The organism is Chimaeribacter coloradensis (genome assembly GCF_002858715.1).
Taxonomy (GTDB): domain Bacteria; phylum Pseudomonadota; class Gammaproteobacteria; order Enterobacterales; family Enterobacteriaceae; genus Chimaeribacter; species Chimaeribacter coloradensis.
The window spans coordinates 179133-192449 of record NZ_PJZH01000003.1; the positions used below are offsets into that span (position 1 = coordinate 179133).

General features: G+C 60.6%; 14 protein-coding genes. 13 read left to right on the forward strand and 1 reads right to left on the reverse strand.

All coding sequences use genetic code 11. The annotated features are described in order from the left end of the window. Positions 1-59: 59 nt before the first annotated feature. A complete protein-coding gene (locus CYR32_RS05290; RefSeq protein ID WP_101823347.1) occupies positions 60-1052 on the forward strand; it encodes an aldo/keto reductase in 993 nt (330 codons plus the stop codon). Here CYR32_RS05290 and rsmC read toward each other — a convergent pair. Beyond that, positions 1042-2091, reverse strand: a complete 1050-nt coding sequence (gene rsmC / locus CYR32_RS05295) for a 16S rRNA (guanine(1207)-N(2))-methyltransferase RsmC (RefSeq protein WP_101823349.1) — start codon at positions 2089-2091, stop codon at positions 1042-1044. The two genes, CYR32_RS05290 and rsmC, sit on opposite strands and share 11 nt — an antisense overlap. A 111-nt stretch (positions 2092-2202) precedes the next feature. Here rsmC and CYR32_RS05300 point away from each other — a divergent pair, with 111 nt between their 5' ends. The 12 genes from CYR32_RS05300 (at position 2203) to deoD (ending at position 13285) form a co-directional block, all read left to right on the forward strand. Then, positions 2203-2640 carry a DNA polymerase III subunit psi gene (locus tag CYR32_RS05300; RefSeq protein ID WP_101823351.1) on the forward strand — a complete coding sequence of 146 codons (438 nt, stop codon included), beginning with the start codon at positions 2203-2205 and terminating at the stop codon, positions 2638-2640. Beyond that, the gene (gene rimI, locus CYR32_RS05305; RefSeq protein WP_101823353.1) at positions 2585-3025 is read left to right on the forward strand and encodes a ribosomal protein S18-alanine N-acetyltransferase; all 441 of its coding nucleotides are present in this window, start codon (positions 2585-2587) and stop codon (positions 3023-3025) included. Before CYR32_RS05300 ends, rimI begins: the two co-directional genes overlap by 56 nt. Positions 3026-3200: 175 nt before the next feature. Beyond that, on the forward strand, positions 3201-4790 hold the full coding sequence (gene prfC / locus CYR32_RS05310; protein WP_101823355.1) for a peptide chain release factor 3: 1590 nt from the start codon (positions 3201-3203) through the stop codon (positions 4788-4790). 540 nt (positions 4791-5330) lie between these two features. Next, positions 5331-5942: a molecular chaperone OsmY gene (gene osmY / locus CYR32_RS05315; protein WP_101823356.1), complete on the forward strand. Its 612-nt coding sequence runs from the start codon at positions 5331-5333 to the stop codon at positions 5940-5942. 219 nt (positions 5943-6161) lie between these two features. Next, positions 6162-6323, forward strand: a complete 162-nt coding sequence (locus tag CYR32_RS05320; RefSeq protein WP_072928640.1) for a DUF1328 domain-containing protein — start codon at positions 6162-6164, stop codon at positions 6321-6323. Positions 6324-6368: 45 nt separating this feature from the next. After that, positions 6369-6563 carry a CsbD family protein gene (locus tag CYR32_RS05325; protein ID WP_101823359.1) on the forward strand — a complete coding sequence of 65 codons (195 nt, stop codon included), beginning with the start codon at positions 6369-6371 and terminating at the stop codon, positions 6561-6563. Between the two features lie 11 nt (positions 6564-6574). Next, positions 6575-7687: a patatin-like phospholipase family protein gene (locus tag CYR32_RS05330; RefSeq protein WP_101823361.1), complete on the forward strand. Its 1113-nt coding sequence runs from the start codon at positions 6575-6577 to the stop codon at positions 7685-7687. Further along, positions 7684-8481 carry a TatD family hydrolase gene (locus CYR32_RS05335; protein ID WP_101823363.1) on the forward strand — a complete coding sequence of 266 codons (798 nt, stop codon included), beginning with the start codon at positions 7684-7686 and terminating at the stop codon, positions 8479-8481. The genes CYR32_RS05330 and CYR32_RS05335 overlap by 4 nt, the downstream gene beginning before the upstream one ends. A gap of 541 nt (positions 8482-9022) precedes the next feature. Beyond that, a complete protein-coding gene (deoC, locus tag CYR32_RS05340; RefSeq protein WP_101823537.1) occupies positions 9023-9802 on the forward strand; it encodes a deoxyribose-phosphate aldolase in 780 nt (259 codons plus the stop codon). Positions 9803-9866: 64 nt separating this feature from the next. After that, positions 9867-11189: a thymidine phosphorylase gene (deoA, locus tag CYR32_RS05345; RefSeq protein ID WP_101823538.1), complete on the forward strand. Its 1323-nt coding sequence runs from the start codon at positions 9867-9869 to the stop codon at positions 11187-11189. A gap of 75 nt (positions 11190-11264) precedes the next feature. Next, the gene (deoB, locus tag CYR32_RS05350) at positions 11265-12488 is read left to right on the forward strand and encodes a phosphopentomutase (protein WP_101823365.1); all 1224 of its coding nucleotides are present in this window, start codon (positions 11265-11267) and stop codon (positions 12486-12488) included. A 77-nt stretch (positions 12489-12565) separates the two neighbouring features. Beyond that, complete coding sequence (gene deoD, locus CYR32_RS05355; protein ID WP_101823367.1) at positions 12566-13285, forward strand: purine-nucleoside phosphorylase; 720 nt, start codon at positions 12566-12568, stop codon at positions 13283-13285. Positions 13286-13317 lie beyond the last annotated feature (32 nt).

Here is a 13317-nt window from a genome sequence, read left to right on the forward strand (position 1 = left end):
TATCTTCCCCAGAGAAACAACCAGACTCTTTCCACTGACACATCACTGAGGAAAATACGATGCAACAGCGCCAACTGGGAAAAAAGGGGCCGGTGGTTTCAGCGATCGGGCTGGGCTGCATGGGCATGAGCGACTTCTACTCCACCGGCAGCGACCAGAAAGAGGCGATCGCCACGCTGCACCGGGCATTGGAGCTGGGGGTGACGATGCTGGACACCGCCGACATGTACGGGCCGCACACCAATGAAACGCTGATCGGCAAGGCGATCAAGGGCAAACGGGATCAGGTCTTCCTGGCGACCAAATTCGGCATCCTGCGCGACCCGGCCCAGCCGTCACTGCGCGGCGTCAGCAGCCGCCCGGACTATATCCGCCGCTCGGTAGAAGGCAGCCTGCAACGGTTGCAGGTCGGGACGATCGATCTCTACTACCAGCACCGGGTCGATCCTGCGGTGCCGGTGGAAGAGGTGGTCGGCACGCTGGCCGATCTGGTGCGTGAAGGCAAGATCCGCTACATCGGCCTGAGCGAGGCCTCCGCCGACACGCTGGCACGCGCCTGCGCGGTGCACCCGATCACGGCACTGCAAACGGAGTATTCGCTCTGGACGCGGGATGTGGAGCAGGGGATTCTGGCCGCCTGTGAACGGCTCGGCGTGGGGTTTGTGCCTTACAGCCCGCTGGGGCGCGGCTTCCTGACCGGGGCGATCGCTTCACCAGACGATCTGGCCGGGGATGATTTCCGCCGCGATAACCCGCGCTTCAGCCCGGAGAACTTCAGCCGTAACCTGGCACTGGTGGAGAAGGTAAAGGCGCTGGCACAAGAGAAGGGAGTGACCCCGGCACAGCTGGCGCTGGCCTGGGTGCTGGCGCAGGGGGAACACATTGTGCCGATCCCGGGCACCAAGCGCCGCCGCTACCTGGAAGAGAACATCGCCGCCCTCGATGTGACGTTACATCACAGCGAACTGGCGGCGATTGAGGCCATCTTCCCGTATCACGCGGCCGCCGGCGGGCGGTATCAGGACCACGTGATGCCGATGCTTAACGCTTAGCTTTTTTCTTAGAGGCGCGCGGCGGACGGCCCAGCTCAGCCTGGTACACCTTGAAGCGGCCGGTTTGCGCCAGCACTTCATGGCTGCCGAAGGTGGCGTCCAGGATGTCGGCATACGGCAGGAAGGCGTTCGCCACGATGCGCAGCTTGCCGCCGATGTGCAGGTGGCTGGCCGCGCCGCGGATCAGCATTTCAGCCGCGTGCAGGCTGGTCTGCAACCCTTCGTGGAACGGCGGGTTGGAGACGATCATGTCAAAGCGCCCGCGGATGTCGGAGTAGACGTTACTGGCGATCACGTTGCCTTCCAGGCCGTTGGCGGCCAGCGTGGCGCGGCTCGCTTCCAGCGCGGCGGCGTTGACGTCACTCAGCGTCAGCTTCACTTTCGCAAAGTGGGTGCCCAATACCGCGCCGACCACACCGGCCCCGCAGCCGATGTCCAGCACCGTGCCTTTGATGTCTTCGCTGAAGGTGCCCAGCAGCAGCATACTGCCCGGGTCGAGCGCATCACGGCTGAAGACGCCCGGCAAAGTTTTCACCGTGACGTCCGCCACCACATAGGATTGCCACCAGTCGTCGGCATCAAATTCCGGCTGCTGTTCCAGGCGGCCGTGGTAGAGGCCGCAGCGGCGCGCGCTGTCGATCTTCTGCAAGGTACAAAGTTCTTCCAGCATCGGTTCTGCGCTGCGTACCCCGGCGCGGTTTTCGCCGACCACAAACACTTCCACGCCCACCGGCAGCAGGGACAGCAGGTTAAACAGCTGGAACTGCGCCTCCTGCTTGCTCTTCGGCCAGTAGTAGATCAGCGTATCGCAGCCGCTGACGAACTCAGCATCCGCCAGCAGACCGTACTGAACCTTTTCCCCCAGCGCCTGGCTCAGCATCTGTCCGTGATGATATTGGTTGGTATGGACACGCACCTCCGCGGCTTCAAGCTGGGCGGGCAGGCTGTCTTGTAAGTCGCCGGCAAACAGCACGCGGCGCTCGGTAAATTCATCAGTGTGGCGCAGTATGACTTCACTGGCGGGGGTTAATGCAGACATCAGGGTAAGGCTCCTTAAGAAGATGACCGGGGATTATAGAGGTTTGTTGGCGCATGTTCGATGGGTTTGCTAGCATAGCGCGGCACATTTGGGTGCTTGGCAGGGTTTGGCATGGCAACGCGACGCGACATACTGTTACAACAACTGGGTATCACGCAGTGGACGCTGCGCCGCCCGGCGGTCTTGCAGGGTGAAATCGCCGTCCACCTGCCGGACGACACGCGGCTGCTGATTGTGGCCGATGACCTGCCGCCGCAGGATCACCCGCTGTTGCAGGACGTCCTGCACGCGCTGGCGTTACAACCGCACCAGGTCTACAGCCTGACGCCGGATAACGTGGCGATGCTGCCGGAAGGCACCCGCTGCACCAGCTGGTGTCTCGGCCTCCGGACACCGCCCGCCCTTGAAGGCGTGCAACTTTCCAGCCCGGCGCTGCCGGTGCTTTCCCAGGACGCGGGCGCGAAGCGCGCGCTATGGCAGCAGATTTGTGACCATGAACAGCATCTCCACCCTGACGCCGGACGACCATCCGCGCGCTATGCAGATTGAACGCGCCAGCCACGCTTTTCCGTGGAGTGACGCCACCTTCGCCTCCAATCAGGGCGAGCGCTACCTTAACCTGAAAATCGAAAGTGGCGGCCAGATGGCCGGGTTCGCCATCACCCAGGTGGTGCTGGACGAGGCGACGCTGTTTAACATCGCCATCGACCCGGCCTTCCAGCGCCGCGGCCTCGCCCGTGAACTGCTGGCAGCACTGATCGCCCGGCTTGAGGCGCGCGGCATCCATACCCTCTGGCTGGAAGTACGCGCCTCCAACCAGGGTGCACGCGCCCTGTATGAGCAGCTCGGCTTTAACGAGGTCTCCCTGCGCCGCAACTACTACCCTACCGCCACCGGCCGCGAAGACGCGGTGATTATGGCGCTGCCGGTGTAATTGCACCGGATGACTGACGGAGCCGGAACAGAGCGCACAATATTCCATCATTGATTGTCTCTGCCGGGTAAATCATAGAAAATAGCGCCCCATAATTTATTCCTTCCGCTTTGCCTGCTGCCGTTCGCGGCGCGATGTTCCTGTCGCAGGGCGGTACAACTATAGAAACGTGAAAATGTCTCCAAGTGAATACGCCCGCGAAGTGGCCAAACGCCGCACCTTCGCCATTATCTCTCACCCCGATGCGGGTAAAACCACCATCACCGAGAAGGTGTTGCTGTTCGGACAGGCGATCCAGACCGCCGGGACGGTGAAAGGCCGCGGCTCCAACCAGCACGCGAAATCGGACTGGATGGAGATGGAAAAGCAGCGTGGTATCTCCATTACCACCTCGGTGATGCAGTTCCCTTACCGTGACAGCCTGGTCAACCTGCTGGACACCCCCGGGCACGAAGACTTCTCGGAAGATACCTACCGTACCCTGACGGCGGTGGACTGCTGCCTGATGGTGATCGACGCCGCGAAAGGGGTTGAGGATCGTACCCGTAAGCTGATGGAAGTTACCCGCCTGCGCGATACGCCGATCCTGACCTTTATGAACAAACTCGACCGTGACATCCGTGACCCGATGGAAGTGATGGACGAAGTCGAGCGCGAGCTGAAGATCGCCTGTTCGCCGATCACCTGGCCGATCGGCTGCGGCAAGCTGTTCAAAGGGGTTTACCACCTCTATAAAGATGAGGTTTACCTCTACCAGACCGGTAAAGGCCACACCATCCAGGAAGTGCGCACGGTGAAAGGGCTGAATAACCCGGATCTGGACGCCGCCGTGGGTGAGGATCTGGCCGCGCAACTGCGTGATGAGCTGGAGCTGGTGCAGGGCGCGTCCCACGAGTTCGAGCGTGAAGCCTTCCTGAACGGTGAACTGACGCCGGTGTTCTTTGGTACCGCGCTGGGTAACTTCGGCGTAGACCATATGCTGGATGGCCTGGTGGAGTGGGCGCCGGCCCCGATGCCGCGTAACACCGATACCCGCGAAGTCACCGCGGCGGAAGAGAAGTTCACCGGCTTTGTGTTCAAGATCCAGGCGAACATGGACCCGAAACACCGTGACCGCGTGGCCTTTATGCGCGTGGTCTCCGGCCGCTATGAGAAAGGCATGAAGCTGCGCCAGGTGCGCACCGGCAAAGATGTGGTGATCTCCGACGCGCTGACCTTTATGGCCGGTGACCGCTCCCACGTCGAAGAGGCCTACCCGGGCGACATCCTCGGCCTGCACAACCACGGCACCATCCAGATCGGCGACACCTTCACCCAGGGTGAAGATATGAAGTTCACCGGCATCCCGAACTTTGCGCCGGAGCTGTTCCGCCGCATCCGCCTGCGTGACCCGCTGAAGCAGAAACAGTTGCTGAAAGGGCTGGTACAGCTCTCAGAAGAGGGCGCGGTACAGGTGTTCCGCCCGATTGCCAACAACGACCTGATCGTCGGCGCGGTAGGGGTGCTGCAGTTTGACGTGGTGGTCGCCCGCCTGAAGAGCGAGTACAACGTCGAAGCGATCTACGAGTCAGTGAACGTCTCCACCGCCCGCTGGGTAGAGTGCAGCGACGTGAAGAAGCTGGAAGAGTTCAAGCGTAAGAGCGAGCTGAACCTGGCGCTGGATGGCGGTGACAACCTCACCTACATCGCCCCGACCATGGTAAACCTCAACCTGACCCAGGAACGTTACCCGGAAATCAGCTTCCGCAAGACCCGCGAACACTAATCACTTCCCCAGGTGACTGTTTAAAAAAACGGCAGAGATGCCGTTTTTTTATGCCTGTTCCCCCGCACACATCTCCCCAAAATACGCCGGGTTTTTGACGGTTTTTTACGCGCGCCCTCGTTTTTTTCGCCATTTTTTGGCCATTTTCACCCCGGAAAGCTCAGACTAGTCTGCATTTCCCCGCTTTTCTTCAATTTTTCAACCACACACGCCGTTTTGGACTATATTTAATTTGTGCCCGGCGAAAAGCGCCATAAAGCACTGAAGTTAACAAGGATGGCAGCAAGTTATAAGGCAGTTATGCTAAAAAGCAGTTTTTAATCCTTATAAACAGGCTATGCCCAGGAAGCCCGGTACGGAAACCGGACAGGTCACGGAGAGGATGAAGCGCGCAGGCGCGGACCCATAAGACCACCGAATGTTTAGCTTTTGAGACGCACACGCTGCAAGTTTCCGACGTGCATAAAACGTGAAATTGTCCCGGGATGAGCTGTTAAGCCCATCCGGCAGTGGGGAATCACAACATAAAGGAATGAATCGATGAAAAAGTCTAAATTTGCCTATTCAATGATGGCCGTGGTGTTGAGCTCTGCGCTGGTAGGCGGTAATGCCCTGGCTGAAACCATGACAAGCAAGACTGAGAACGCCGCGGACACCGCCGGCGCGAAAATCGATAGTTCGGTCAACAAAGTCAGCAACTACATGGGCGACAGCGCCGTCACCGCCAAGGTGAAAAGCGCGCTGGTGGATGACGATGCGATCAAAAGCACCGACATCTCCGTGGACACCACCAACGGTGTAGTGACGCTGAGCGGTTTTGTGGCCAGCCAGGCAGAAGCGGATAAAGCCGTTGCCGCCGCCAAAAAAGTGGAAGGTGTGAAGTCTGTCAGCGACAAGCTGCATGTGCGTGACGCGAAAGAGCAGTCCGCCAAGGCCTACGCAGGTGACACCGCCACCACCGGTGAAGTCAAAGCCAAACTGCTGGCTGACGACATCGTGCCGTCCCGTAACGTGAAAGTGATCACCACCGAAGGTGTGGTTCAGCTGACCGGTACCGTTGAGAACAAGGCCCAGTCTGATCGCGCGGAAAGCGTTGCCAAGGCCGTTGACGGCGTGAAGTCCGTGAAAAACGACCTGCAAATCAAACCATAAGTTCTGCTGAATTGATGATGTAACGGCTGCCCTGGTTGCAGGGCAGCATCCAGCGTGACCAAAACCAAAAAAACAGACGCCCAACAGCATGAAAAAGCGCGCGAAAGTCAGGCAGGATTCTGATTTAACGCTATCTTTTTTAATAAGGTTTCGTTTGGTAATGAAATCTCTGTGCTGTGCAAGGGCATTCCAAATTTTAATAAGGTAAGGAGAGATTTTATGTTTCGATGGGGCATTATCTTTTTAGTCATCGCACTGATCGCCGCAGCACTGGGCTTTGGTGGACTGGCAGGTACTGCGGCATGGGCTGCGAAAATCGTCTTCGTCGTCGGTATTATCCTGTTCCTGGTCAGCCTGTTCACCGGTCGCCGGCGCTCATAGCGATGCTGTAAACCGCCTTTGACCTCTCGCCGCGGAGGGTAAATCATGAATAGCGACATCGTGGCTGGCAAATGGAAACAATGGAAAGGCCAGATGTGGTTATACTGGGCAGCGCTGACCGACAGCGACGGAGCCTGGGTTGCAGGAAGCAACGATTTATTCACCGGAGTTATACAGGAAGATTACGGCAGGGAAGAATACCGGGTATCCTCATCCTCACATGCGGATAACACCAGGTAACGGGGTAAAGGTTGGGATACAGAATACCGATCACGCTGGGGAACATTGAATCCCTGGCCTATAAACCCTACCAGCCGGGCAAAATCGCGCTGGTATGCGAAGGGGGCGGGCAACGCGGAATATTCACAGCCGGTGTGCTGGATGAATTTCAACGTGCCCGCTTCAATCCTTTTGACCTGCTGATCGGCACCTCTGCCGGCGCACAGAATCTCTCCGCCTTTGTCTGCCAACAGCCCGGCTACGCCCGGCGCGTGATCTCCCGCTACACCACCTCTCCCCAGTTTTTTAACCCTTTGCGCTTCGTGCGCGGCGGGCACCTGATCGATCTCGACTGGCTGGTCGAGGTGACCGCCGACCGGATGCCGCTGGCGCTGGAAGCGGCGGATGCCTGGCTGGGGGACACGCGTGAATTTTTGATGTGCGCCTGCCGCAGCGATGACTACAGCCCGACCTATTTTTCGCCGACGCGCGAGAACTGGCTCTCGGTGCTGAAGGCGTCCAGCGCCATCCCCGGCTTCTACCGCATGGGTGTTGAGCTGGACGGCATCAGCTATCAGGATGGCGGCATCAGTGACGCCATCCCGGTTGAAGAGGCGTACCGCCGCGGCGCGGACACCATCATCGTGATCCGTACCGTGCCGTCGCAGATGTTCTACGCCCCGCAGTGGATGAAGCGCATGGAGCAGTGGCTCAGTGAAAGCAGCCTGCAACAGCTGGTGCACATGATGCAGCACCACGAGAAAAGCTACCGGCGCATCCAGCAATTTATTGAGAACCCGCCGGGCAACCTGCGGATCTTTGAAATCTACCCGCCGAAACCGCTGGCCAGCCGGGCGCTGGGCAGCAAAGTGTCGGCGCTGAACCGTGATTACCACCTCGGGCGGCGCTGCGGGCGCTATTTTCTGGCGACCGTGGCGCACTGGCTGCTGCCGCGGGATGGGCAGCCGGATCTGCCGGTGAGCGCCCCGGCCGCGACGGTGATCCCGGAAGAGCCGGCCAACACGCCGCTGATCACCGACTCGCCGCTGGTCTCGGCGGTGAGTGATGCGGTCAGCGGCCTGCTGGCGGATGCGCCGCCGGTGGCCGACAACGAAGATCCGGATGATAAGGAGCAGGCAGGATGAGCGCGCCGCACTACTTTATAGATACCCACTGCCACTTTGATTTCCCGCCGTTTGTCGGGGAGGCGGCTGCCAGCGTGGCCCGCGCGGCTGACCACCAGGTGCGGCAGATTATCGTCCCGGCCGTGACAGCCGATCGTTTTGACGGCGTGCTGGCACTGGCAGACCGGCACGACGCGCTGTTCGCCGCCCTGGGGCTGCACCCGCTGTTTATCACACAGCATGACGATGCGGCGCTGGCGCGCCTGGCCGCGCACCTGAAACAGCCGCCCGCGACGCTGGTGGCGGTAGGGGAGATCGGGCTGGATCTCTATATGGACAACCCGCACTTTGAGCGGCAGAAGGCGCTGCTGGAAGATCAGCTCCATCTGGCGAAACAGGCCAATCTGCCGGTGATCCTGCACTCCCGCCGCACCCACGATCAGCTCTTCTCGCTGCTGCGTAAACAGGCGCTGCCCGCCACCGGCGTGGTACACGGCTTTGCCGGCAGCCTGGCGCAGGCGCAGGCCTTTGTGAAACTCGGCTACGCCATTGGCGTCGGCGGCACCATCACCTACGAGCGGGCGCAAAAAACCCGTAAGACCATCGCCGCGCTGCCGCTCTCCTGCCTGCTGCTGGAGACGGACGCGCCCGACATGCCGCTGGCCGGGTACCAGGGCCAGCCCAACCGGCCGGAACGCGCCGCGCAGGTGTTTGAGGTGCTCTGCCAGTTGCGCCCGGAGCCGCCGGAGACGATTGCCGCCGCCCTGAACGCCAACACCCGCCGGGTATTTAACCTGCCGCTGCTCTCCGCCTGACCTTGCTTTGCACGCCGCCTCAGTCTGAAAAGCAATGTGAAAATAATCACATCTCTCCTTCGGTTACCCGTTTTACTTTTCACATAGTCCACGAATTACGGCGCAGCGCGCGGAAATCCTTTCTCTTCTCAATGTGACTATTATAACATCATCGCCGGCGCGCCGGGCCGCTTACCCCGGCGGGCAGCGTTCACACACCGGGCCGGACGGCCTGGTGTACACTCATTATCATTGATCACTTTCTGAGCATAAAACGATTATCTTGTGATACCTGTCACAGTTAATCTAAACGCGTTACAATTGGCTTTAAGATTTTGTGAATCAGAACACATAACAGTCCCCTGTGCTCATGGTTCAATAGCCAGTAACGGCCCGGTGTTTGCCGGCCAGCGCGGTGAGAAGGAACTCAACCGTGGCCCGCCTTGCAGGCCGGCTGCGCTCTCTTCATGGAACCAAGTCCGCTCGCCAACCTGTGGAACGCGTTGCCCATGAAACCTCAGAAGTGATCGTGGCCATCAGCAACGAAATGTTGGAGAGTCATATGACCGATTTAACCGCCGCAGCGCAACGCGCGCTGAGCCTCATGGATTTAACCACCCTGAACGAAGACGATACCGATGAAAAGGTGATCGCGCTGTGCCGCCAGGCCAAAAGCCCGGCCGGTAACACCGCTGCCATCTGCATCTATCCGCGTTTCATCCCGGTGGCCCGCAAAACCCTGCGCGAGCAGGGCACCCCGGCGATCCGCATCGCGACCGTCACCAACTTCCCGCACGGCAATGATGACGTTGAGATCGCCCTGGCTGAAACCCGCGCCGCCATCGCCTACGGTGCGGACGAAGTGGACGTGGTCTTCCCTTACCGCGCCCTGATGGCCGGCAATGAGCAGGTCGGCTTTGAGCTGGTAAAAGTCTGCAAAGAGGCCTGCGCGGCCGCCAACGTGCTGCTGAAAGTGATCATCGAAACCGGTGAGCTGAAGCAGGAGGCGCTGATCCGCAAGGCGTCTGAAATCGCCATCAAGGCGGGGGCGGACTTCATCAAAACCTCCACCGGGAAAGTGCCGGTCAACGCCACGCCGGAAAGCGCTGCGCTGATGATCCAGGTCATTCACGATCTGGGCGTGGGCGACACCGTGGGCTTCAAACCGGCCGGCGGCGTGCGCACGGCGGAAGATGCCGCCGAGTTCCTGGCGATTGCCGACCGCATCATGGGTGAGGGCTGGGCCGATGCGCGCCATTTCCGCTTCGGTGCCTCCAGCCTGCTGGCCAGTTTGCTGACCACGCTCGGCCACGCCACCGCGAAATCCAACGGCGGCTACTGATGTGAATGCCGCACCGGGTCACCGGGGCGGCCTCGTTATTTGATGCGTCATGCAGGGGGACACCTTGTTTCTGGCTCAAGAAATTATTCGAAAAAAACGGGACGGCCAGCCGCTGACCGCCGACGAGATCGGCTTCTTCATCAACGGCATTCGCGACAACCAGGTCTCAGAAGGGCAGATCGCCGCACTGGCGATGACAATTTACTTCCATGATATGAACATGGCCGAGCGCGTGGCGCTGACCATGGCAATGCGGGATTCCGGCACCGTGCTGAACTGGGCGGGGCTGGGGCTGAACGGCCCGGTGGTGGACAAGCACTCCACCGGCGGCGTCGGCGATGTCACCTCCCTGATGCTCGGCCCGATGGTGGCCGCCTGCGGCGGCTATGTGCCGATGATCTCCGGGCGCGGCCTCGGCCACACCGGCGGCACGCTGGACAAGCTGGAGGCGATCCCGGGGTTTGACATCTTCCCCGACGACCAGCGCTTCCGCACCATTATCAAAGAGGTCGGGGTAGCGATTATCGGCCAGACCAGCTCGTTGGCCCCGGCGGACAAACGCTTCTATGCGACGCGTGACATCACCGCCACCGTGGATTCCATTCCGCTGATCACCGCCTCGATTCTGGCGAAGAAACTGGCTGAAGGGCTGGACGCGCTGGTGATGGATGTTAAAGTCGGTTCCGGTGCCTTTATGCCGACCTATGAGGCGTCAGAAAACCTGGCGCAGGCGATTGTCGGCGTGGCAAACGGGGCAGGCTGCAACACCACCGCGCTGCTCACGGACATGAACCAGGTGCTGGCCTCCAGCGCCGGGAATGCGGTTGAAGTGCGCGAAGCGGTGCGCTTCCTGACCGGCGACTACCGCAACCCCCGCCTGTATGAGGTCACGATGGCCTTGTGCGCCGAGATGTTGCTGTCGGGCAAACTGGCGAACGATGAGGCCGAGGCCCGCACCAAATTGCAGGCCGTGCTCGACAATGGCGCGGCGGCAGAGCTGTTTGGCCGGATGGTGGCTGCCCAGCGCGGCCCCACCGATTTTATTGAGCACTATGACCGTTACCTGCCGGCGGCAACGCTGAGCAAACCGGTATATGCAACGGAAAACGGCATCGTCAGCGCGATGGATACCCGCGCGCTGGGCATGGCTGTGGTGGCACTGGGCGGCGGCCGCCGCCGCGCCAGCGATACCATCGACTACAGCGTCGGCCTGACCGCGATGGCGCGCCTGGGCGACCAGGTGGACACCCAGCAGCCGCTGGCGATGATCCACGCCGCCAGCGAAGAGGCCTGGGAGCAGGCGGCCGCGGCCGTGCGTGCTGCCGTGACGCTGAGCGATCGCGCACCTGAGGCGACGCCGGTGGTCTGCCAACGCATCCGGGCGTAATGGTCATCCTTTAGCACCCTCTGTGGCCCGGCTGTCAGCCCGCCGCAAAACGCGTGAAACACGCAGGAGAGCAGAATGAAACGTACTTTTATCATGGTTTTAGACTCTTTCGGTATCGGCCACAGCGCTGATGCGGAGAAATTTGGCGACAAAGGCTCAGACACCCTGGGCCACATCGCTGAAGCCTGTGCGCGCGGCGACGCCGACGTCGGCCGCAAAGGGCCGCTGACCCTGCCGAACCTGAGCCGCCTGGGCCTGGGCAAAGCAGCTGAAGCCTCCACCGGCACCTTCCCGGCCGGGCTGGACAAAAACGCCGACATCATCGGCGCTTATGCCTACGCCAGCGAACTCTCCTCCGGCAAGGACACGCCGTCCGGCCACTGGGAGATCGCCGGGGTGCCGGTGCTGTTTGACTGGGGCTACTTCAGTGACACCGAAAACAGCTTCCCGCAGGAACTGCTGGATAAGCTGGTAGAGCGCGCCAACCTGCCGGGCTACCTCGGCAACTGCCACTCCTCCGGTACTGTGATCCTCGACCAGCTCGGCGAAGAGCACATGAAAACCGGCAAGCCGATCTTCTACACCTCGGCTGACTCCGTGTTCCAGATCGCCTGCCACGAAGAGACCTTCGGGCTGGAGAAACTGTATGAACTGTGCGAAATCGCCCGTGAAGAGCTGACCGAAGGCGGCTACAACATCGGCCGCGTGATTGCGCGCCCGTTCATCGGCAACAAGCCGGGTGAGTTCCAGCGCACCGGTAACCGCCACGACCTGGCCGTTGAGCCGCCGGCCCCGACCATCCTGAAAAAGCTGGTGGACGAGAAGGGCGGTGAAGTGGTCTCCGTGGGTAAAATCGCGGACATCTATGCCCACGTCGGCATCACCAAAAAAGTGAAAGCCACCGGGCTGGACGCGCTGTTTGACGCCACCGTCACCGAGATGAAGCAGGCGGGCGACAACACCATCGTCTTCACCAACTTCGTTGACTTCGACTCCGCCTACGGCCACCGCCGTGACGTACCGGGCTACGCCGCCGCGCTGGAGCTGTTTGACCGCCGCCTGCCGGAGCTGATGGAGCTGGTCGGCCCGGACGACATGCTGATCCTCACCGCGGACCACGGCTGTGACCCGACCTGGACCGGCACCGACCACACCCGCGAGCACATCCCGGTGCTGATCTACGGCCCGAAAATCAAGCCGGGCTTCCTCGGCAAGCGTGACACCTTCGCGGACATCGGCCAGACCGTGGCCAATTACTTCGGCCTCTCGCCGATGGAATATGGCAAATCGATGCTGTAATCTTTGCCTGCGCCGCCTCCGGGCGGCGCTTTTTTACCGATGATTAACGCCACAACTGGCAGAATAAGGAATGAATTATGGCTACGCCGCATATCAATGCTGAAATGGGTGATTTTGCAGACGTGGTACTGATGCCGGGCGACCCGCTGCGTGCCAAGTACATCGCTGAGAACTTCCTGGAAGATATCCGCCTGGTGAACGAAGTGCGCGGGATGCTGGGCTACACCGGCACCTACAAAGGCCGCCGCATCTCCGTGATGGGCCACGGCATGGGCATCCCGTCCTGCTCCATCTACGCCAAAGAGCTGATCACCGAGTTCGGCGTGAAGAAGATCATCCGTGTCGGCTCCTGCGGCGCAGTGCGCAGCGACGTGAAACTGCGTGATGTGGTGATCGGCATGGGTGCCTGCACCGACTCCAAAGTGAACCGCCTGCGTTTCAAAGACCACGACTATGCGGCGATTGCGGACTTCGACATGGTGCGCAACGCGGTAGACGCGGCGAAAGCCAAGGGCGTCCCGGCGCGCGTGGGCAACATCTTCTCTGCTGACCTGTTCTACACGCCGGACCCGCAAATGTTCGACGTGATGGAGAAGTACAACATCCTGGGTGTTGAGATGGAAGCCGCCGGCATCTACGGCGTGGCCGCCGAGTTCGGTGCCAAAGCCCTGACCATCTGCACCGTGTCTGACCATATCCGTACCCATGAGCAGACCACCGCCGAAGAGCGCCAGACCACCTTCAACGACATGATTGAAATCGCGCTGGAATCTGTGCTGCTGGGCGACCAGGAGTAAGTTTCCCCGCCTTCAGCAAAAAGCGCCCCACG

Coding starts and splice junctions, on each gene's coding strand:
- CYR32_RS05290 (WP_101823347.1), top strand. CDS start 60: ATGCAACAGCGCCAACTGGGAAAAAAGGGGCCGGTGGTTTCAGCGATC.
- rsmC (WP_101823349.1), bottom strand. CDS start 2,091: ATGTCTGCATTAACCCCCGCCAGTGAAGTCATACTGCGCCACACTGAT.
- CYR32_RS05300 (WP_101823351.1), top strand. CDS start 2,203: ATGGCAACGCGACGCGACATACTGTTACAACAACTGGGTATCACGCAG.
- rimI (WP_101823353.1), top strand. CDS start 2,585: ATGAACAGCATCTCCACCCTGACGCCGGACGACCATCCGCGCGCTATG.
- prfC (WP_101823355.1), top strand. CDS start 3,201: ATGTCTCCAAGTGAATACGCCCGCGAAGTGGCCAAACGCCGCACCTTC.
- osmY (WP_101823356.1), top strand. CDS start 5,331: ATGAAAAAGTCTAAATTTGCCTATTCAATGATGGCCGTGGTGTTGAGC.
- CYR32_RS05320 (WP_072928640.1), top strand. CDS start 6,162: ATGTTTCGATGGGGCATTATCTTTTTAGTCATCGCACTGATCGCCGCA.
- CYR32_RS05325 (WP_101823359.1), top strand. CDS start 6,369: ATGAATAGCGACATCGTGGCTGGCAAATGGAAACAATGGAAAGGCCAG.
- CYR32_RS05335 (WP_101823363.1), top strand. CDS start 7,684: ATGAGCGCGCCGCACTACTTTATAGATACCCACTGCCACTTTGATTTC.
- deoC (WP_101823537.1), top strand. CDS start 9,023: ATGACCGATTTAACCGCCGCAGCGCAACGCGCGCTGAGCCTCATGGAT.
- deoB (WP_101823365.1), top strand. CDS start 11,265: ATGAAACGTACTTTTATCATGGTTTTAGACTCTTTCGGTATCGGCCAC.
- deoD (WP_101823367.1), top strand. CDS start 12,566: ATGGCTACGCCGCATATCAATGCTGAAATGGGTGATTTTGCAGACGTG.